Consider the following 19,722-nt stretch of genomic DNA (forward strand, 5'->3'; position numbering starts at 1 on the left):
GGGGAGGGAGCACAGCGCTGCAACACCGAAGATCGCGGCACCGTCCCGCACGCGGGGAGGGAGCACCGCGCTGCAGTGCCGAAGATCGCGACACCGTCCCGGCGCGCGGGAGAGAGCACCGCGCCGCAATGCCGAAGATCGCAACACCTCCCCCGCTTGCGGGGTGAGGTCGACGCGCGTCGCGCGGCGGGTGGGGGCCGGGGCGTTCCCGACATCCAAACGACGCGCCCTCGCGGCCGTTTCCCCCACCCCAACCCTCCCCCGCGCGCGGGGGAGGGAGCACGGCGCTGCAATGCCGAAGATCGCGGCACCGTCCCGCACGCGCGGAAGGGAGCAAGGCGCGGCTGTACCGAAGATGGCGACAGCGTCCCGCACGCCGCGGGAGGGGGGGCGACGCGCAGCGCGCGCGACCGGGCCTCAGCGTCGGCCGGGGCGTCGGCCGGTCGGGCGGGCGTCGTCCTGGCGGGCGGCCAGGCGGTCGGCGCGGCGGGCGGTGGCGGCGTCGCGTTCGTCGCGCAGCTTGAGGTAGTTCGCCAGCCGCTGCGCGGTCAGGGTGCCGGCCTCGACTGCGGCGCGCACGGCGCAGCCGGGTTCGCGTTCGTGCCGGCAGTCGCGGAAACGGCAGTCGGCGGCCAGGGCTTCGATGTCGGCAAAACCGCCCTCGGCGAGATCTTCTTCGCCGGTCGGCTTGAGCTCGCGCATGCCCGGGGTGTCGATCAGGCAGGCACCCGCCGGCAGCGGAATCAGTGCGCGATGGGTGGTCGTGTGCCGGCCACGGTCGTCGCTGTCGCGTACCGCGCCGGTGCGCATGTGTTCTCGGCCGAGCAAGGTATTGGTCAGCGTCGATTTGCCGGCCCCCGAGCTACCGACCAGCACCGCGGTGGTGCCCGGGCCGAGCCAGGGATGCAGCGCGGCGACGCTGTCGGGGTCGCGGGCGTTGACCGCCAGCACCGCGACGCCCAGCGCGGCGATCTCGGCCAGCGCGGCACGCGCGGCCTCCGGGTCGGCGCTGTCGCGGTCGGCCTTGGTCAGCACGACGACCGGTGTGCCGCCGCCCTGCACCAGCAGCAGATAGCGCTCGATGCGGCGCGGGTTGAAGTCGGCATCCAGGCCGCAGACCACGAGCACGGTGTCGATGTTGGCGGCGATCAACTGCTGGCGGTAATGCTCGCCGGCCGCCGCGCGCTTGATCGCGCTGCGACGGGGCAGCATCGCGACGATGCGGCGCTCGTCCTCGACCAGCACCCAGTCGCCGACCGCGGCGCGGTCCTCGGGCGCCATCGTGCCCTTGCGGTAGCCGCTGCGGCGCAGCCAGTCGGGCAGCGACTCGACCGCCAGCGCCTGGCCAGGGGCGCCGGCGACCAGGTAGCCGGAGCGGTGTTGCTCGACCACACGCCTGGGGCGCGCCTGCGGGTGGGCGGCCATCGCCTCGGCCCAGGGGCCGGACGGGGGGCCGTCGAATGGCCAGCCGATCGCGCGCAGCGCAGGGTCGGGGGCGGTCAAGCGATCGGCGGGGCAGTCGGCATGCGGCGGATTCTACGGGGACAGCGCCAGGGCGCGCACGACAGCCGGGGGCGCCCGTTCGTCGGCGTGGCCGCATTCATGCGGCTTTTGGGCTAGCATCGGGCCATCCTCCCCGCGCAGAGCGCCGCCCGATGTCCGCCCCCCTCAAAACCCGCGAACGCCTGTCCGAAGTGCGCTACGAAATCCGCGGCGAGTTGGCCCGGCGAGCGCGCGAGCTGGAGGCCCAGGGGCGCACGCTGATCAAGCTCAACATCGGCAATCCCGGCGCGTTCGGTTTCCGCGCGCCCGAGCACCTGCAGCGCGCGATCGCCGGTCGCATCCACGACACCGATCCCTACACCCACCAGCAGGGCCTGCCGATCGCCCGCGAGGCGATCGCCGCCCACCATGCCGCGCGCGGCGCGCACGCGGTCTCGCCCGAGCGCGTGTTCGTGGGCAACGGCGTCAGCGAGCTGATCGACATCGCGCTGCGCGCGCTGCTCAATCCCGGCGACGAGGTGCTGGTGCCCTCGCCCGACTATCCGCTGTGGTCGGCGGCGACGATCCTCAACGACGGGCGGCCGGTGTTCTACCAGTGCAAGGCCGAGCACGGCTTTCTGCCCGACCCCGACGCGCTCGAGGCGCTGGTGTCGCCGCGTACGCGCGCGATCGTGCTGATCAATCCCAACAACCCGACCGGTGCGGTCTACCCGCGCGCGCTGCTCGAGCGCATCGTCGCCGTCGCCGAGCGTCATGGCCTGCTGCTGCTGTGCGACGAGATCTACGACGCCATCACCTACGACGGCGCGGTGTTCGAGCCGCTCGCGCCGATCGCAGGCGACGTGCCCTGCGTGTCGTTCGGCGGGCTGTCGAAGGTCCACCGCGCCTGCGGCTGGCGTGTGGGCTGGGCGGTGCTGTCGGGCAGTGAGGCGCGCAGCCGCGAGTTCCGCAACGCGATGGACCTGCTCGGCGCCCTGCGCCTGTGCGCGAACGTGCCCGGCCAGTTCGCGATCGAAGCCGCGCTGACCGGCATCGACACGATCGGGGCGCTGTGCGCGCCCGGCGGCCGGCTGTACGAAGCGCGCCGGGCGGTGGTCGACGCCTGCGCGGCAAGCCGCTATCTGCAACTGGTCGAGCCGGCCGGCGCGTTGTACGCCTTCCCCGGCATCGCGCCGGAGTTCGCGCAGGGGTTCGACGACCATGCGTTCGCGCTGGACCTGATGGACGCCGAGGGCGTGCTGGTGGTGCCGGGCAACAGCTTCAACGTGCCCTATCGCAACCATTTCCGCGTGACGCTGCTGCCCGAGCCGGCGCAGCTGCGCGAGGTGTTCTCGCGCATCGAGCGGGTGCTCGATCGCCAGATCACCGACGCGCGCAAGGTCGTGCCGCTGGTGCCGCGCGCGGTCAATGGCTGAGCACGCGCGGCCGCTCCGCTACCTGGCGCTCGGCGACAGCTACACGATCGGCGAAGGCATCGCGCCGGCGGCGCGCTGGCCGGTGGTGCTGGCCGATGCGCTGCGCGCGGCCGGCACCGCGATCGACGCGCCGCAGATCGTCGCCACCACCGGCTGGACCACCGACGAGCTCGATGCCGGCATCGACGCCGCCGCGCCCGAAGGGCCGTTCGACCTGGTCAGCCTGCTGATCGGCGTCAACGACCAGTACCGCGGCCGCGCGCTCGACGACTACCTGCCGCGCTTCGAAGCACTGCTCGCGCGGGCGATCGGCTTCGCCGGCGACCGCGCCCAGCGCGTGTTCGTGCTCGCGATCCCGGACTGGGGCGTCACGCCGTTCGGTGCGCATTCCGGGCGCGACGTCGGCGAGATCGCGCGCACGCTCGATGCCTACAACGCTGCGGCAATGGCGCTCTGTGCGCGGCAAGGGGTGGCGTTCGTCGACATCGCGCCGATCAGCCGCGCCCGCGGCGGCGAGCCGGCAATGCTGGCCGACGACGGCCTGCATCCATCGGCCGCGCTGCACGCGGACTGGGCGCGACTGGCGCTGCCGGTCGCACGCGGCTTATTGTCGCGGGCATGACCGCGACCACCTCCGACCCCACCCCGCTCTCCACCGCCCCGTATCCGCGCGACGCCGCGCGTGGCATCGCCCGCGCCTTCCTGCCGCGTCATCCGCTGGGCAACCGCTACGACTACTACTACACGCTGACCAAGCTGCGCACCGACCCGCTGTACCCGGGCGTGCTGCAGGCGCTGCGGCCGACGACCGCGCCGGTGCTCGACCTGGGCTGTGGCCTGGGGCTGCTGGCGCATGCGCTGCGTGCCGATGGCCAGACATTGGCTTACGCCGGCGTCGACATCGACGCGGCCAAGATCCGCCGCGGCCGCGAGGTCGCCGCACGCGCCGGGTTGGCCGAGGTGCGGCTGGACGTGCTCGACCTCGCCGCCGGCCTGCCGGCGCACCAGGGCAGTGTCGCGATCCTGGACGTGCTGCAGTACCTGTCGCACGAGCGCCAGCGCGCGTTGCTCGACGAGGTGATCGCGATGCTGGCGCCGGGCGCACTGCTGGTGATCCGCAGCGGACTGGCCGACGGCTCGACCCGCAGCCGGACGTCGCGCATCACCGACCGGCTGGCCAATTTCGCCGGCTGGATGCAGGAACGCGCACGCTGCTATCCGACCGCCGATGGCCTGCGCACGCAGCTCGAAGGCGCGGGTCTGGCGACCACGCTGCGGCCGCTGTACGGCGACACGCCGTTCAACAACTGGCTGATCGTGGGCCGCCGCGCATGAGTCCGCGCGACGGGCTGGCCGATGCGCCGATGCTGGCGCTCGACGATCCGGCGTGGGCGCGCCTGAGTTGCGCGCAGGGCATCGCCCTTGGGGTGCCTGCGTTGCTGGCGCAGCTCGACGGCGCGACCGAGGACAGTTGGCAGAGCCCGCCGTGGCAGGCGCTGTGGGCGGCGCTGTGCGACGAGGGCCGCGTACACCCGGCCTCGTTCGCGGCCGTGCCGCACATCGTCGCCGCGCTGGCCGAGGCCCCCGAACGCGCCTGCCCGAGTCACTTCGTGTTGCCCGCGAGCATCGAGTTGGCGCGCGCCGCCAGCGATGCGGTGATTCCCGACAGCCTGATCGACGGTTACGTCGCCGCGCTCGCCCGGCTGCCGCTGCTCGCCGGCCTGGTCGCCGCGCCGGACTGGGACGAAACGCTATGCGCATCGGCGCTGGCCGCCACCGCCGCGGCGACCGGCCAGCACGCGCTGGCCGAACTGCTGCTCGAGGCCGACGACGTCGACGCGGTACTCGCCTGGCTGCGCGCGGACTAAGAAAAGCGCCGCAGGGGCAGCGTCGCTCCCACATCGGCTTCAGCGACGCTTGGCTATAGTCGTCGGCCCTTCGCCGCCGTCCGTCCGCCGATGCCGTCCAGCGCCCCTCGCACCGCCCGCCCGCTGCCGCGCACCCTGCGCGGCGCCCTGCTGTCCCTGCTCGCGCTCGCCGCCGGTGCGCAGGCGCAAGCACCGGGCGACGACGGGTTCCTCGCGGCGATGCAGGCTGCCGAGCGCGGCCAGCCGGTGCCGCCGGCGATGACCGGCCATCCGGCCGCCGCCTGGCTGGAGCTGGCTGCGCTGCGGCGCAATCTCGACACGCTGCCGTTGGCCCAGGGCCAGGACTTCCTGACCCGGCATGCCGGCGAGCCGGTGGCCGAGGTCTTCCGCGAGAGCTGGTTGCGCGCCATGGCCAAGCGTCAGGACTGGGCCGGCGTGCGTGCGGCCTGGTCGCCGTCGATTTCGAACGTCGCGCTGCGCTGCATCGAACTCGACGCGCGCGCCCGCACCGGCGCCACCGATGCGCAGTGGACGCGCGACGTGCAGGCGATCTGGCGCAGCAGCGGCGCCTCGCTGCCCGACACCTGCGATGCCCCCTTGCAGACCCTGGCCGCGCGCGGCGGCCTCGACGACGCCCTGCGCTGGGAACGCTTCGACCTGGCGGTTGCCGCGCAGGACGTGGCGATGGCGCGCGGAATCGCGCGCGGGTTCTCCGCCGCCGAGCAGCCGCTGGCGACCGACTACGCGGCCTATCTGCAGGCGCCGCACGCGCGCGCCACCGGCTGGCCGAAGACCGCGCGCAGCCGACTGGTCGCCTCGCACGGACTGGCGCGCCTGGCCAAGGACGACCCACTGGCGGCCGAGGCGCAGTTGCCGGCGGTCGCGAGCGCGCTGGGCTTCACCGAGGAAGACAACGGTCGCGTGCTCTACCAGGCCGCGCTGTGGACCGTGGCGTCCTACCTGCCGGACTCGGCGCGGCTGCTGGCACGGGTGCCGGCCTCGGCCTACGACGAGCGTCTGCACGAATGGCGCGCGCGCGAGGCGATGGCGCGCAGCGACTGGCCGGCAGCGCTGTCGGCGATCCGCGCAATGGGCGCAGCGCAGCGCGCGCAATCGCGCTGGACCTATTTCGAGGCGCGGCTGGCGGCACTGACCGGCGATGCGGCGACCGCCGAGCGGCTGTACCGCGACGCGGCGACCAAATCCGACTTCCACGGCTTCCTCGCCGCCGACCGCCTCGGCCAGTCCTACGCACTGTGCCCCTGGGACTTCGCACCATCGAACGAGGCCAAGACGCGCGTGGCGACCGACCCGGGCATCGTGCGGGCGATGGCGCTGTACCGCATCGAGCGGCCGATCTGGGCGACGCGCGAATGGAGCGCCGCGCTCGAGCGCTTCGACGACGACCAGCGGCGCATCGCGGTGCTGGTGGCCCAGGAGAACGGCTGGTACGACCGCGCGGTGTTCGGACTCGGTCGCCAGCCCGACGAAACCCGGCTCTACGCGCTGCGCTTCCCGCTGACCCAGCAGGCGCTGATCGAGCGCGAGGCCAAGCGCCACGGCCTGGACCCGGCCTGGGTCGCAGCCGAGATCCGCGCCGAGAGCACGTTCAACCCGCGTGCGCGCTCGCCGGCCGATGCCCGCGGGCTGATGCAGGTATTGCCCGCGACCGGCGCTGCGGTCGCGCGCCGGCTCGGCCGCAGCTGGGGCGGCGCCGAGAGCCTGTACGATCCGGAGACCAACGTCGCGCTGGGCACCGCCTACCTGCGCGAGAAGAAGGACATGTACGGCAAGCCCTACGTCGCGATCGCCGCCTACAACGCCGGACCGACGCCGACCTCGCGCTGGCTGTCGCAGCGCCCGGACATGGCCCCCGATTTCTGGATCGAGACGATCAGCTACCGCGAAACGCGCGAGTACGTCGCCCGCGTGCTCGCCTTCAGCGTGCTCTACGACTGGCGCATGTACGGGCGCGCGGCCAAGCTCGACGAACGCCTGCGCGGTGGCAGCGATGCCCGGCGCACGTCGTTCGCCTGCCCCACGCCGTGAGTGCGATGCAGACCTATCTGGTCGGTGGCGCGGTGCGCGATGCGCTGCTCGGCCAGACGCCGGGCGACCGCGATTTCGTCGTCGTCGGCCAGACCCAGGCGGCGATGGAGGCCGCGGGCTTCCGCGCGATCGGGCGCGATTTCCCGGTGTTCCTGCATCCGCACACCGGCGAGGAGTACGCGTTGGCGCGTACCGAGCGCAAGGCCGGGCGCGGCCATCGCGGCTTCGTCGTCGATGCCGACCCCTCGGTGACGCTGGAACAGGATCTCGAGCGCCGCGACTTCACGATCAACGCGATCGCCCAGGCCCCCGACGGCACATTGATCGATCCTTACGGCGGCGCGCGGGACCTCGATGCACGGCTGCTGCGCCACGTCGGCCCGGCATTTGCCGAGGACCCGTTGCGGGTGCTGCGCGCCGCACGTTTCATGGCCCGCTTTGCGCCGCTTGGTTTTACGGTCGCCGACGAGACGATGGCGCTGATGCGCGCGATGGTCGACGCCGGCGAACTGGCCACGCTGACGCCCGAACGCGTGTGGCAGGAGCTGCGTCGCGCCCTGGGCTCGGCGCGGCCGTCGGCGTTCGTGCGCACCTTGCACGACTGCGGCGCGCTCGCGGTCGTACTGCCCGAGGTCGATGCACTGTACGGCGTGCCGCAGCGCGCCGAATATCACCCCGAGGTCGACACCGGCACGCATATCGAACTGGTCGTCGACATGGCCGCGCGGCTGGCGCCGGGCAACGATGCGATCGGCTTCGCCGCCCTCACCCACGACCTCGGCAAGGCATTGACCCCCGCGCACCAGCTGCCGCGCCACGTCGGCCACGAGCATGCGGGCGTGCGTCCGCTCGAGGCGCTGTGCGCACGGCTCAAGGTGCCGTCCGCGCATCGCGAGCTGGCGATCGTCGCCTGCCGCGAACACCTCAACGTGCACCGCATCGCCGAACTGCGCGATACCACGCTCTACGAACTCATCGCACGCTGCGATGGCTTCCGCCGGCCTGAACGCATCGACCAGCTCGCGCTGGTCTGCGAAGCGGACAAGCGCGGCCGCCTGGGCAGCACCGACAGCGACTATCCGCAGGGCGCGCAACTACGCCGCGCCCACGCCGCCGCCTGCGCGGTCAACGCCCGCGACCTCGCGGCCGAAGGACGCGCAGGCCCCGCGATCGGCGAAGCGCTGCGGCGCGCACGGATCGCGGCAATCGCGGCAGCACGCGGTGGCGACGACACACCGGCCACGTAGCCGTCGGCATTCTCGAGCCGTTCCAGTACGGGAGCTTCCAATGCGTCAGTTCATGATCCTGCCCTTGGGCCTGTTGCTGGCGGCTTGCAGCCCGCCGCAGGCACCCGCCCCTGCCGCGCCCGCTCCGAGTGCCGCACCGGCCGTGGTCGGCGGCGACCGTGACGCCCACGGCTGCATCGGCTCGGCCGGCTACGCTTGGTGCCCGCGCAGCGCGACCTGCGAACGGCCGTGGGAACTGGCCCAACGCGAAGGCATCGAGAACACTGCACCCGCTGTCGAGGCCTGGTGCGCGGCGCCGGCCGACGCAGATGATCCACGATGAGATGCGCGCGGACGCGGCCGACACCAGCATGCGGCGCGCTGCACGATGGCCATCAACCCATCTCGTGATCGACGGGACGCGAGCTACGACCGCGCCGCACTCTGACCGTGCAGGCGTTCGGGGTCCTCTCGCCGTTGTCCTTGCCCTCTTGGCGAGAGGGTCGCGTGCGCGTCCAACGAGGCGTCGAGATGGCCTGCATGCGCCTTCGATTGCAGCTCGATCTCCCACTCGCGTCGGCTCGGAGCGGTTTACGCCCCCGTTCCCCACGGTTCATTCGCTACGAAGCGCGTAGTGCAGGCGGACACAGCCCCGGTCCAGCGTCTTCGCGCTGATCAGCGTCGGACTCAGACGAACTCCTGCGGCGGGAAACAGCGGGCTGCCGCCGCCCAGCAGCTCCGGCATGACGTAGATCTCGATCTCATCGAGCGCCCCACGCTCGATGAGCGCCATCTGTAGCTTGCCCCCTCCCAGCATCCAGACGTCTCCGTCATCAAGCGCTCTGAGTTCGGCGATCAACGCGTCGACATCGTGGCGAATTTCGAGCGTCCCTCGGGGCGCGTCGATGACGCCAGAGGTGACGACAATCACTCTGTGGTGTGGATACGGCCAAGGAGCGGGGTCGCGAGCGAGAAAGTCATACGTGCCGCGTCCCATGACGACCGTTCTGACCCGCCGGAGGAAGACGTTGTAATCGTGCTCCCCGAGCGCCATGCCCTCATAACGCTGCAGCCAATCGAGTCTGTCCCCAGGTGACGCGATGAAGCCGTCAAGGCTGGTCGCGATGTAGCCAAGAATGCGTGCCATGGCGCGCCCTTTTTTTGTAAGCGAACGTTCGTTTATATTAGACCAATGGGCAGATCGAAGAAAGTCTCGGACGAAGAATTGATGGATCGACTCCTCGTCCTCATCGCCAGGGACGGGCCAGGCCTGTCGTTCGCACACGCCGCGCAATGGGTCGATCTCGCGCCTGCCACACTTGTGCAGCGCTTTGGAACGCGAGAGGGCATGGTCGAGTCGACCCTGTCGCATGCCTGGACGCGGTTGGAGCAAGCCACTCACGCCGCCGATGCCCAGGCGTCGGCGGATCCTGCGGGCGCGGTGGACCTGCTCCTGCGCCTGACAGCGAGGGGGGCTGGAGACGTGGACTTCTCGGATGGACTGTTACTGCTTCGAGAGGATTTCCGTCACCCTGCGCTTCGCGCTCGAGGCGCGCAGTGGACCAAGCAGTTGACCACTGCATTGGGACAACGCCTTTCCCGGGATCCGGTGCTTGCCGATGTGCTGGGTCAGCAGTTGGCCAGCGTCTGGCAGGGCGCCATCATCTGGTGGGGCTTCACGCGAAAAGGCACGCTTGAAGCCAATGTAAAGGCCGTATTGGACGACTGGTGTCGCATCGCTCTTCGCGCCTGAACCCGGTGTCCCAACGCGTGCCAGCGCACAGCGATCACTGCGGCGCCCCCCCGGATTGAAAGAAACCCTTCTCGATTCTCGACCGCCGATGCCATCGACCGATGCATCGGCCGGCTCGCGCGCGCTAGTGCAGGCGAGGCCTGCGCGATCGCGGCACTTGCCATCGAATCCGCTCATGGCTGCGATGAGATCGTCGCGCTTGTGACGTCCGCGAGAGCCTGTCGACAATCGCCGCACGATCAAGACCGGAGTGAACGATGCGAAGCGCGATCGGTTGGATGCTGTGGACGACGGCGGTGCTCGGTGGCCTCGGCGCGCTGCAGGCGATGGCGGCCGAGCCGCTGCCGCAGTTGCGCGCCTACGAGGTGCCCGCCGCCTGGCGGCAGCCGGTCGCGCCATTGCGCATCGCCGCCGGCACCTGGCAGATCGGCACGGCGCAGTTGAGCGCGCTGCTGCTCAAGGGCGATGCCGGCGCCATCCTGATCGACGGCGGCATGCCACAGACCGCCGAGCACCTGCTCGCGAACATGGCCGCACTCGGCGTGGCCCCGTCCGACCTGAAGTTCATCGTGCTCAGCCACGCCCATGCCGACCATGCCGGCCCGCTGGCGGCCCTGCGTCGGGCCACCGGTGCCCGGGTCGTGGCCAATGCCGAATCGGCGCAGTTGCTCGCACGCGGCGGCAGCGACGACCTCCACTACGGCGATGCCTTTCTCTACCCGCCGGTCGTCACCGATCGTCTGCTGCAGGACGGCGAAACGCTGGCGTTGGGCGACCTGCGCCTGCAAGTGCATTTCACCCCCGGGCACACGCCAGGCGGCATGAGCTGGACCTGGACCGACCGGGCCGACGATGGCACGCCCGTGCGGATCGCCTACGTCGATAGCCTCAGCGCGCCCGATTACCGCCTGCTCGGCACCCCCCGCTATCCGCATATCGTCGACGCCTACCGCGCGAGCTTCGCGCGCGTGCGCAGCCTGCCCTGCGACCTGCTGCTGACCCCGCATCCGGACTTCAGCGGGCTGCGCTATGGCGCCACGCTCGAGCGTGCGCGCCCAGCCACCTGCGCAAGCTATGCCGATGCCGCCGAGGCCGCATTCGAGGCGCAGCTCAAGTCGGAACGAGAGGGCGCGGTAGACTGAGGGCTGCGTCGGTCGGAGTGGCCGAAGAACGCGCGTACTGCCCTGCCCCACCCGGTGCGCTGCGCGCACCGACCTCCCCCGCGATGCGGCGGAGGTGACAGCAGAAGCCCTTCTCCGCGTGCGGGGCATTGCGCCCTTCACGGATGGAGGGTTGGGTGGGGGCTACAGGTCGAGGCGATGTCCTCTACTTCTCCCACAAGCAGGGAGATGATCTCCCGCCCCCACCCGGTGCGCTGCGCGCACCGACCTCCCCCGCGATGCGGAGGAGGTGACAGCAGAAGCACTCCCCGCGATGCGGGAAAGTGAGGGCAAAAGCCCTCCCCCGCGTGCGGGGCATTGCGCCCTTCACGGGTGGAGGGTTGGGTGGGGGTTACAGGTCGAGGCGATGTCCTCTACTTCTCCCACAAGCAGGGAGATGATCTCCCGCCCCCACCCGGTGCGCTGCGCGCACCGACCTCCCCCGCGATGCGGAGGAGGTGACAGCAGAAGCCCTTCTCCGCGATGCGGAGAGGCGATCACGGCGCTATGTGGTCGCTTCGAGCCGCTGTTGCAATGCCATCGCGGCGGCGGGGTTGCGGGCCTTGGCGGCGGAGATGAAGAACACGAAGGTGTCGCGCGGCACGACCGGGGCGGCGTCGCGCTCGCCGGCGTAGGGCAGGTCGGCCGGGGCGCCGCCCTTCGCCCACTGGCGCGCGCGCTGTGCCCAGGCGTCGAGTTGCAGGCCGGGGTAGCCCTGCGGGTGCTCCTCGCGGCTGGACATCAGCCGGGCGTAGACGAAGTCGCCGGTCAGGTCGGCGAACGAGGGGTAATCGGCCGAGTCGGTGAACACCGTGGCGACGTCGTGCGCACGCGCCAGCGCCAGCCAGGCCGCGCTCTGGAACGAGGGGTGGCGGACCTCGACGGCATGGCGCAGCGGCAGGCCGTCGACCTCGCGCGGCAGCAGCGCGAGGAAGGCTTCGACGTCGTCGGCGTCGAAGCGGCGGTTCGGTGCGAACTGCCACAGCAACGGGCCGAGTCGGTCGCCGAGTTCGGCCATGCCGCCCTCGATGAAGGCCTCGATCCTTGCGCCGGTGTCGGCCAGGGCGCGCGCGCCGACGATGTGGCGCGGCGCCTTGAGCGAGAACATGAAGCCCTCCGGTGTCTCCGCGCGCCAGGCGGCGTAGGTCGCCGGCTTCTGCGCGCCGTAGAACGTGCCGTTGATCTCGATCGCGGTCAGCTTCCGGCTCGCGTACTCGAGCTCGCGCTTCTGCACCAGGCCCTTGGGGTAGAAGTTGTCGCGCCACGGCGCGAAGGTCCAGCCGCCGATGCCGGTGCGGATGCCGTCCACCGGCTGCGGCGGGGCGTCGAACAGGTCGATCATGAGCACCTCAGTCGGGATGCTGCGCAAAGCGCAGCCGGTTGTGGTCGGGGTCGACGAGCAGCATCTCGCGCGTGCCCCAGTCGGTGTCGTGCGGCGGTTGCAGGATCGCAACGCCTGCGGCTGCGAATGCGTGCGCGCAGGCATCGACATCGGGCACCTTGAAGTAGACCGCGCCGCCGACCGTGCCATCGCCGGCGTGCCCGCTCAGGAACAGCGTCTGACCGTCGCGGGTGAGCTGCGCGAACAGCGGCAACCCGGGTTCGAAGCGATGCTCCCAGTCGACCCGGAAGCCGAGCGCGGCGTAGAACGCGAGGCTGCGCGCGGCATCGGTCATGCGCAGCTGCGGGATGACGGTCTGGCGCATCACACCGCAGCCGGTGCCATGGCAGCCAGCCGCGGCCGCACATGGCGGTCGAGGATCGCGGCCAGCGGTGCGAGCGTCGGTTCGTGCGCGAGCACCTGGTCGAGATACGCGACGAAACGCGGCGCATCGGCCAGATACCGCGGCTTGCCGTCGCGGTAGTGCAGCCGCGCGAACAGGCCGAGGATCTTGAGGTGACGCTGCATGCCGGCCAGGTCGGCATGGCGCGCGAACACGGCGGGATCGGGATCGAGCGGCACCCCGGCAGCGCGCGCGCGGGCGTGGTAGCGCGCGAGCCAGGCATCGACGCGCGCCGGCGGCCAACTGCGGAAGGCATCGCGGAACAGGCTGATCGGGTCGTAGGCCAGGGGTCCACGCACCGCGCCCTGGAAATCGATCACCGCCACGCCCGCGCCGTCGGGCATCAGGTTGCGCGGCATGTAGTCGCGGTGCACGAAGCCCTGCGGCTGCGCCAGCACCACCTCGATCAGCGTCCGCTGCACGGCCTGCAAGCCGGCGCGCGCCTCGGCGTCGAGCGTCACGCCGAGGTGGCGCCCGAGGAACCAGTCTTCGAACAGGTCGAGCTCGCGCTGCAGCATCGGCGCGTCGTAGGCCGGCAGGTCCGCGGGGCACACGATCGCCTGCAGGCGCAGCAATTGCTCGAACGCGGCATCGACCATCGCATCGGCGCCGGCGTCGTCGACGACATCCAGGCAGGTGCGCGGGCCCAGGTCCTCGAGCAGCAGGAACCCGGCGTCGGTGTCCTCGGCCAGCACCGCGGGCACGCGCACGCCGGCCTCGCGCAGCAACGTGCGGATGCGCAGCCACGGCCGCACGTCCTCGAGTTCGGGCGGCGAATCCATGACGATGCGCGCCAGCCCTGCGCCCTGCGTGCGCCAATAGCTGCGGAAACCGGCATCGGTCGACGCGCGGACGAGCGTCAGCGTTGCATCGTCGGCCGCATCGCGCGCCCAGGCCAGGCGGGCGGCGCTGCGGTCGGGATCGGCGTCCGGGGAGACGGGAAACGTCGCGGTCATCGGGCGGATGTGTGGGGCGGGATGCGCAGGGTACAAGCTCGGCACGGCCGCGGCATCGCGGCTCAGACCTTCAGGTACCACCGACGCCGGTCCATCCAGGCGGCGACCGCCCACCACAGCGCGACGAACGCCAGTGCGAATGCCAGCGACGCGCCCTGCTCGCCGAGCAGCGGGGCCAGCGGCGCGGCGAACAGCACGCGATAAAGCGGTGCCCACAGGCCGGCGCCGATGGCGAGCAGCACCATTGCGCTCGAACCGGCATAGACCGCGATCGCGTTGACCCCGAACCGGCGGCCCCAGGCCGGCCAGCCGCGCCGGTCGATCAGCAGGTGCAGGCCGACGAGCGCGAGCGCGGCCAGCCCACCGGTCCACAGCACGTAGGACCCGCTCCACAGCGGCTTGTTGAGCGGCAGGACCAGCGACCATGCCGCGCCCAGCGCGCACGCGACCACGCCCAGCGCCCCCAGCGCGCGGACCCGCCCCAAGCGCAGCCAGTCGCCAGCACGCACACCCAGCAACGTCGTCGCCAGCGCACCCGCCGTGCTCGCCAGGCCCTCGGGATCGTGGCCGAGGCCGGTGACCGGGTCGTAGCGATACAGCCAGGGTGCGAACAGCGCGGTGTCGAGTCGGTCGAACAGATTGCTCCCCGGCGCGGTGCCGCCCAGGCCCAGAGCCACCGCACCGGCCACAAGCAGCGCGGCCAGCAGCGTCCATTGCGCACGCGGCGACAGCGACAGCGCGGCGAGCCCGGCCAGCGCGAAGCACAGGCCGATGCGCTGCAGCACACCCCACGGGCGAACATGCGCCAGGTCGAGCACCCACCACGCCAGCAGATGCAGCGCCAGGCCGATCAGCACCAACCGCGCCGCGCGCACGAGCACGCTGCGACGCAGCCGGGCAAGGTCGGCGCCGGCCGCCCGCCGAGGCGACAACGCTAGTGCGATCGACACGCCGACCACGAACAGGAACGTCGGAAACACCAGGTCGGCCAGCGTGCAGCCGTGCCAGGCCGCGTGCCGCAGCGGGGCGTAGACGTGGTCCCAGTCGCCCGGGGTGTTGACCAGCAGCATCGCCGCGACCGCGATGCCGCGCAGCGCATCGACGCTGGCCAGCCGCGCCGACGGCGCGGCCATGTCAGCCGGCCGCACCACCAATCCAGGTGCCACGCAGCGACAGCGTGTCGTCGACCAACGCGAAATCCGCACGCAGGCCGGGCGCGATGCGACCCAGCCGATCGTCCACGCCGAGGAACTGTGCCGGGTAAGTCGCCGCCATCCGCGCCGCTTCCTCCAGCGGCACGTCGAGCGTGCGCACGGTGTTGCGCACCGCCGCCATCATGTCGAGCGCCGAGCCGGCGAGCGCGCCGGCGGCGTTGCGCACGACGCCATCGACGGCGGTGATCGTCTCGCCGTAGAGCACGTAGTCGGGGCGGTCGGCACCGACCGGGGGCATCGCGTCGGTCACCAGAAACACCTTGCCGCGCGGCTTGGCGGCCAGCGCGACGCGCAGGCTGGCCGGATGCACGTGCGCGCCGTCGACGATGATCCCGCACCACGCGTCGCGGTCCTCGAGCGCGGCGCCGACCGCGCCCGGCTCGCGGCCCTGCAGCGGCGACATCGCGTTGTAGAGATGGGTGAAGCCGCGGATGCCCGCCGCCAGGCCGGCGCGCGCCTGCGCCCAGGTGGCGGCGGTGTGGCCGGCGGCGACGATCGCGCCGGCACTCACCAGCGCGCGCACGGTGTCGGCGGGCACGCGCTCGGGCGCCAGCGTCACCAGGGTGACACCGCCGCGCAGCGAGGTCGCCAGCGCGATCTCCTCGGCATCGGGCACGCGGAACTTGCCGGCATCGTGGGTGCCGCGGCGCTCGGGCGCGATGTAGGGGCCTTCGAGGTGGATGCCGATCACGCCGGGCACGCCGGCGGCGATCGCCGCGTCCACCGCCGCGATCGCGTCGCGCATCACCGCGACCTCGTCGCTGATCAGCGTCGGCAGCAGCGCGGTCGTGCCGAAGCGCCGATGCGCGGCGGCGATCAAAGCGATTGCCTCGACGGTCGGTGCGTTGTTGAACAACACACCGCCGCCGCCGTTGACCTGCGCATCGACGAAGCCCGGCAACAGGTGCAGGCCGTCGAGGTCTTGGCGCTCGACCTCGCGCAGGCGCGGATCGTCATGTGCGAGCAGCGCGGCGATGCGCGCGCCCTCGACCAGCACCGCGAGGTCGTCGCGGAAGCCCGCATCGGTCAGCACGCGGCCATTGACCAGGGCGAAGGTCATCAGACGGTCTCCGTGACCTTGTTGAGGTGCGGCGGCACATCGGGATCGAAGCCGCGCCGCAGTGACAGCGCGTTGGCCGCGCGATAGAAGCTCTGCACCGCGAGCAACGGCGCGCACGCGGGCTCGGGCGCGGTGACGACCGGCAGCTCGCCACCGGGCGCGGCCAGCCACACGTCCGCGCCCCGGCCGCGGAACTCGTCGGCGACCGCGCGCGTGCCGGCGTCGGTGCCGTCGGGCTGGGCCAGCAGCAGCACCGGAAACCGGGGGCCGACCAGCGCCATCGGCCCGTGACGCACCTCGGCGGCGCTGTAGGCCTCGGCGTGCAGGCCGCAGGTCTCCTTGAACTTCAGCGCCGCCTCCTGCGCTGCGGCGAGGCCCGTGCCGCGGCCGAGCACGAACAGATTGCGCGCCTCCGCCAGGCCGTCGACCAGCGGCGACCAGTCGCAGGCCCAGGCCGCGCGCATCGCCTCGGGCAGCGCCGGCAGCGCCGCGGCCAGCGCGGTGTCGCCGGTGACGGCCCGCTGCCAGTGCGCGGTCAACTGCAACAGTGCCGACAGCGAGGCCAGATAGCTCTTGGTCGCCGCCACGCTGCGCTCGGGGCCGGCATGCAGCGGCAGCACCGTATCGGCGAGCTGCGCCAGCGGCGCGTCCTCGACATTGACCAGCGCGAGCACATGCGCGCCGGCCGCGCGCGCAGCCTCGGCGTTGCGCAGCAGGTCGGGGCTGCGGCCCGATTGCGAGATCGCGATGAACAGCGCGCCGTGCATGCGTTGCGGCGCGGCGTATACCGAGCCGACCGACGGCGAGGCCGATGCGGTGACGATCCCTAAGCGCGTCTCGAACAGGTACTTGGCGTAGGTCGCGGCGTGATCGGAGCTGCCGCGCGCGCAGGTCATCACGAACGGCGGCGGCCGGGCGACGAGGGTGGCGACCAGCGCGTCGATCGCGCCGGCGTTGCGCGCGAACTGCGCGGCGACGACGTCCGGCGCCTGCGCGGCTTCGCGGAACATCCAGGTGCTGGCCGCGTCGCGCGGCGCCTCAATCGCGTGGGGCATCCTCGGGTCCCGGTGACGGCGTCGGACGCGGACGCATCGGCGCGGTCGATCCGCGCACGACCAGCTGCGGCACGAAGCCTTGGTTGTGGGTGGCCTGCGCGGCGACGGCATCGGCGTCCTCGCGCAGGCTGGCGATCAGCATCCGCGCGGCCTGCCGCGCGATGTCCTCGGTGGCCTGCTTGGCCGTGGTCAGCGGCGGCCACGACTGGCGCGAGAACGGACTGTCCTCGAAGCCGGCGATCGACAGATCGAAGGGCACGTGCATACCGGCCGACTTGGCTGCGGCCAGCACGCCGGCGGCGATCTCGTCGTTGGAGCCGAAGATCGCGGTCGGCGGATCGCGCAGCGCCAGCAGCCGACGCGCGCCGCGGAACCCGTCGTCGAAGGTGTAGTCGCCGGGAACCACCAGGTGCTTGTCGTGCGGAATCCCATAGTCCTTGAGCGCGGCCTCGTAGCCGGCGTGGCGTTCGCCGCTGGAATGGTGCTGCGGCCCGCCCCACAGAAAGCCGATGCGCTGGTGGCCGAGCTGGATCAGGTGTTCGGTGATCTCGTAGGCGGCGTCGCGGTCGTCGACGAACACGCAGGGATGGCCATCGCGCGGGTCCTCGGTGGCCGCGATGATACGCACCAAGCGGATGCCGCGCGCACTGAGCGCGTCGATCAGCTCGCGGCGCTCGGACATCGGCGCGGTCAGCACCAGGCCGGCCAGCCGCGAGCGCCGTACGAACTCCACCAGTTCTTCCACCAGCAGCGGCGAGCTCGCGTCGCAGGGATGGATCTGCAGCCCGAAGCCGGTTTCCCGGCACGCGGCGAGCACGCCGTTCTGCACGCCGATGATGTGGTACGGATTGGGGTTGTCGTAGATCAGCCCGATCACGAACGAGGTCGCGCTGCGCAGGTTGCGTGCCGACGGGTCGGGCTCGTAGTCGAGTTCGGCGATCGCATGCAACACCCGCGCGCGGGTGGCCTGCAGCACCGACGGCTCGTTGTTGATCACGCGCGAGACGGTCTTGAGCGAGACCTTGGCCCGCTCGGCGACATCCTTGATGGTGGGTTTGCGCACGTCCGGCTCCGGCAGTCTCTCAGGCCGCCATCATCGCGCAGCCCGGCGCGCCGCGTGACCGGCACGATGCCCGCGCAGGCCGTAGTACAGGATGTACAGGTAGCACGGCAGGGTCAGTGCCAGGAACACCAGTTGGAAGTCGTAGTGCTGCTTGAGCACCGCGAACAGCTGCGGCACGATCGCGCCGCCGGCGATGCCCATGATCAGCAGCGCCGAACCGGTTTCGGTCAGCCGGCCCAGGCCCTTGATCGCCAGCGGAAAGATCGCCGGCCACATCATCGCGTTGGCAAAGCCCAGTGCCGCCACGAAGCCCACCGCGACGTAGCCGTGGCTCAGAAACGCACCGGCCGAGAACACGATGCCCAGCACCGCCGAGATGCCCAGGTAGCGCTCCTGGCTGACGAACCGCGGGATCGCGACCAGACCGGCGACGTAGCCCAGCAGCATCGCGCCGAGCGTGAACGAGGTGAAGAACTTGGTGCGGTCCAGCGGCAGGTCGAACCCGTTGCCGTAGGTGCCGATCGCATCCCCCGCCAGCACCTCCACGCCGACGTACAGGAACAGGCACAGCACACCCAGCCACAGGTGCGGCAGCTGAAACAGCCCGCGCACGCGCGCGCCTTCGCCCGGTTCGGCCGCGGCGTTGGCCTCGGCCGGGCGCAGTTCGGGCAGCGGCGAGAACAGCACGCCCAGCGCGACCAGCATCAGCACGCCGGCCATGACCAGATACGGCAGGTGGATCTTGGCGGCGAACTCGCCCAGCAACTGCGCGCGTCCGGCGGCATCGGCGGCCGCGGCCTGCGCGCTGAGGTCGCCCATGCCGTGCAGCACCACCGTGCCCAGCACCACCGGCGCCAGGATGCCGGCGACCTTGTTGCAGATGCCCATCAGTGCGATGCGCCGCGCCGCGCTCTCGATCGGCCCCAGGATGCTCACGTACGGGTTGACCGCGGTCTGCAGCAGCGCCAGACCGCTGCCCATCACGAACAGCCCCGACAGCGCACCGGCGTACCAGCGCTGGGTCGAGAACTCGCCAAACAGCATCGCACCGGCCGCCATCACGAACAGGCTCAGCGCCAGCCCTTTCTTCATGCCGGTCCGGCGCAGCACCCAGGCTGCGGGCAGCGCGAGGAAGAAGTACGACAGGTAGAACACCATCAGCACCAGGAACGCGTTCACCTCGTCGAGTTCGAACGCCAATTGCACGAACGCGATCAGCGGGCCGTTGACCCAGGTGAAGAAGCCGATGATGAAGAACAGCAGGCCCATGATCGCGATCGAAGTCGCGTGGGTCGGGCGGACGTGCGGTGTCGCGATCGCAGACATCAGGAGCGCTCCGGCGGGCGGGACTGCGGGACCGGCGCGGCGCTGCCGCAGACCGGACATCGAGTACCAACGTTGTCATCAATCCAGGCCGGGCGCTACCCGGCGCTCGCATCATGCCTCAACTTCTGCGCGAAACGCGTGCTGCATTGCGACATGCGCTCGTCATCCGCAAGCGACCCGTGCCATCGGAACTGGCTGATTCGACGCGCTTATCGCGTTCATCCGCGCGGCGCCCGCCGATTGTTGCAAAAGTGTGAAGGATCCAGCCCGTCGATCGACGCCATTGCCGC

General features: G+C 71.5%; 19 protein-coding genes. 9 read left to right on the plus strand and 10 right to left on the minus strand.

The window, feature by feature from the left end; all coding sequences use genetic code 11:
• Positions 1-417: 417 nt before the first annotated feature.
• On the minus strand, positions 418-1,503 hold the full coding sequence (gene rsgA, locus ABE505_RS15565) for a ribosome small subunit-dependent GTPase A (protein WP_346445449.1): 1,086 nt from the start codon (positions 1,501-1,503) through the stop codon (positions 418-420).
• 152 nt (positions 1,504-1,655) lie between these two features.
• Here rsgA and ABE505_RS15570 point away from each other — a divergent pair, with 152 nt between their 5' ends.
• The 7 genes from ABE505_RS15570 (at position 1,656) to ABE505_RS15600 (ending at position 8,404) form a co-directional block, all read left to right on the plus strand.
• A complete protein-coding gene (locus tag ABE505_RS15570) occupies positions 1,656-2,918 on the plus strand; it encodes an aminotransferase class I/II-fold pyridoxal phosphate-dependent enzyme (RefSeq protein ID WP_346445448.1) in 1,263 nt (420 codons plus the stop codon).
• A complete protein-coding gene (locus tag ABE505_RS15575; RefSeq protein WP_346445447.1) occupies positions 2,911-3,540 on the plus strand; it encodes an SGNH/GDSL hydrolase family protein in 630 nt (209 codons plus the stop codon). Before ABE505_RS15570 ends, ABE505_RS15575 begins: the two co-directional genes overlap by 8 nt.
• Positions 3,537-4,253, plus strand: a complete 717-nt coding sequence (locus ABE505_RS15580; RefSeq protein WP_346445446.1) for a class I SAM-dependent methyltransferase — start codon at positions 3,537-3,539, stop codon at positions 4,251-4,253. The genes ABE505_RS15575 and ABE505_RS15580 overlap by 4 nt, the downstream gene beginning before the upstream one ends.
• The gene (locus tag ABE505_RS15585) at positions 4,250-4,786 is read left to right on the plus strand and encodes a hypothetical protein (RefSeq protein ID WP_346445445.1); all 537 of its coding nucleotides are present in this window, start codon (positions 4,250-4,252) and stop codon (positions 4,784-4,786) included. The genes ABE505_RS15580 and ABE505_RS15585 overlap by 4 nt, the downstream gene beginning before the upstream one ends.
• A gap of 90 nt (positions 4,787-4,876) precedes the next feature.
• Positions 4,877-6,835 (plus strand): transglycosylase SLT domain-containing protein, encoded by a 1,959-nt coding sequence (locus ABE505_RS15590; protein ID WP_346445444.1) that lies wholly within the window; start codon positions 4,877-4,879, stop codon positions 6,833-6,835.
• Between the two features lie 5 nt (positions 6,836-6,840).
• Positions 6,841-8,082: a multifunctional CCA addition/repair protein gene (locus ABE505_RS15595; RefSeq protein ID WP_346445443.1), complete on the plus strand. Its 1,242-nt coding sequence runs from the start codon at positions 6,841-6,843 to the stop codon at positions 8,080-8,082.
• Positions 8,083-8,122: 40 nt separating this feature from the next.
• On the plus strand, positions 8,123-8,404 hold the full coding sequence (locus tag ABE505_RS15600; protein WP_346445442.1) for a hypothetical protein: 282 nt from the start codon (positions 8,123-8,125) through the stop codon (positions 8,402-8,404).
• 270 nt (positions 8,405-8,674) lie between these two features.
• Here the strand turns inward: ABE505_RS15600 and ABE505_RS15605 are convergent, their stop codons facing one another.
• Positions 8,675-9,208 carry a dihydrofolate reductase family protein gene (locus tag ABE505_RS15605; protein ID WP_346445441.1) on the minus strand — a complete coding sequence of 178 codons (534 nt, stop codon included), beginning with the start codon at positions 9,206-9,208 and terminating at the stop codon, positions 8,675-8,677.
• 45 nt (positions 9,209-9,253) lie between these two features.
• On the opposite strand from ABE505_RS15605, the gene ABE505_RS15610 reads away from it, so the two are divergent.
• Positions 9,254-9,814 (plus strand): hypothetical protein, encoded by a 561-nt coding sequence (locus tag ABE505_RS15610; RefSeq protein WP_346445440.1) that lies wholly within the window; start codon positions 9,254-9,256, stop codon positions 9,812-9,814.
• 278 nt (positions 9,815-10,092) lie between these two features.
• On the plus strand, positions 10,093-10,956 hold the full coding sequence (gene bla / locus ABE505_RS15615; RefSeq protein WP_346445450.1) for a subclass B3 metallo-beta-lactamase: 864 nt from the start codon (positions 10,093-10,095) through the stop codon (positions 10,954-10,956).
• Between the two features lie 523 nt (positions 10,957-11,479).
• Here the strand turns inward: bla and ABE505_RS15620 are convergent.
• The 8 genes from ABE505_RS15620 to ABE505_RS15655 all read right to left on the minus strand — a co-directional run bounded on the left by ABE505_RS15620 (position 11,480) and on the right by ABE505_RS15655 (position 19,432).
• Complete coding sequence (locus ABE505_RS15620; RefSeq protein ID WP_346445439.1) at positions 11,480-12,316, minus strand: DUF72 domain-containing protein; 837 nt, start codon at positions 12,314-12,316, stop codon at positions 11,480-11,482.
• Positions 12,317-12,323: 7 nt separating this feature from the next.
• The gene (locus ABE505_RS15625) at positions 12,324-12,680 is read right to left on the minus strand and encodes a VOC family protein (RefSeq protein ID WP_346445438.1); all 357 of its coding nucleotides are present in this window, start codon (positions 12,678-12,680) and stop codon (positions 12,324-12,326) included.
• Positions 12,680-13,714: a phosphotransferase gene (locus tag ABE505_RS15630; protein ID WP_346445437.1), complete on the minus strand. Its 1,035-nt coding sequence runs from the start codon at positions 13,712-13,714 to the stop codon at positions 12,680-12,682. Before ABE505_RS15630 ends, ABE505_RS15625 begins: the two co-directional genes overlap by 1 nt.
• 62 nt (positions 13,715-13,776) lie before the next feature.
• The gene (locus ABE505_RS15635) at positions 13,777-14,847 is read right to left on the minus strand and encodes a heparan-alpha-glucosaminide N-acetyltransferase domain-containing protein (RefSeq protein ID WP_346445436.1); all 1,071 of its coding nucleotides are present in this window, start codon (positions 14,845-14,847) and stop codon (positions 13,777-13,779) included.
• Between the two features lies 1 nt (position 14,848).
• On the minus strand, positions 14,849-15,988 hold the full coding sequence (gene nagA / locus ABE505_RS15640; protein ID WP_346445435.1) for an N-acetylglucosamine-6-phosphate deacetylase: 1,140 nt from the start codon (positions 15,986-15,988) through the stop codon (positions 14,849-14,851).
• On the minus strand, positions 15,988-17,043 hold the full coding sequence (locus tag ABE505_RS15645) for an SIS domain-containing protein (RefSeq protein WP_346445434.1): 1,056 nt from the start codon (positions 17,041-17,043) through the stop codon (positions 15,988-15,990). Before ABE505_RS15645 ends, nagA begins: the two co-directional genes overlap by 1 nt.
• Positions 17,027-18,106 carry a LacI family DNA-binding transcriptional regulator gene (locus tag ABE505_RS15650; protein ID WP_346445433.1) on the minus strand — a complete coding sequence of 360 codons (1,080 nt, stop codon included), beginning with the start codon at positions 18,104-18,106 and terminating at the stop codon, positions 17,027-17,029. The genes ABE505_RS15645 and ABE505_RS15650 overlap by 17 nt, the downstream gene beginning before the upstream one ends.
• Before the next feature lie 30 nt (positions 18,107-18,136).
• Positions 18,137-19,432, minus strand: a complete 1,296-nt coding sequence (locus ABE505_RS15655; protein WP_346445432.1) for a sugar MFS transporter — start codon at positions 19,430-19,432, stop codon at positions 18,137-18,139.
• Positions 19,433-19,722 lie beyond the last annotated feature (290 nt).

The organism is Luteimonas sp. TWI382 (assembly GCF_039674545.1).
GTDB lineage: Bacteria > Pseudomonadota > Gammaproteobacteria > Xanthomonadales > Xanthomonadaceae > Luteimonas.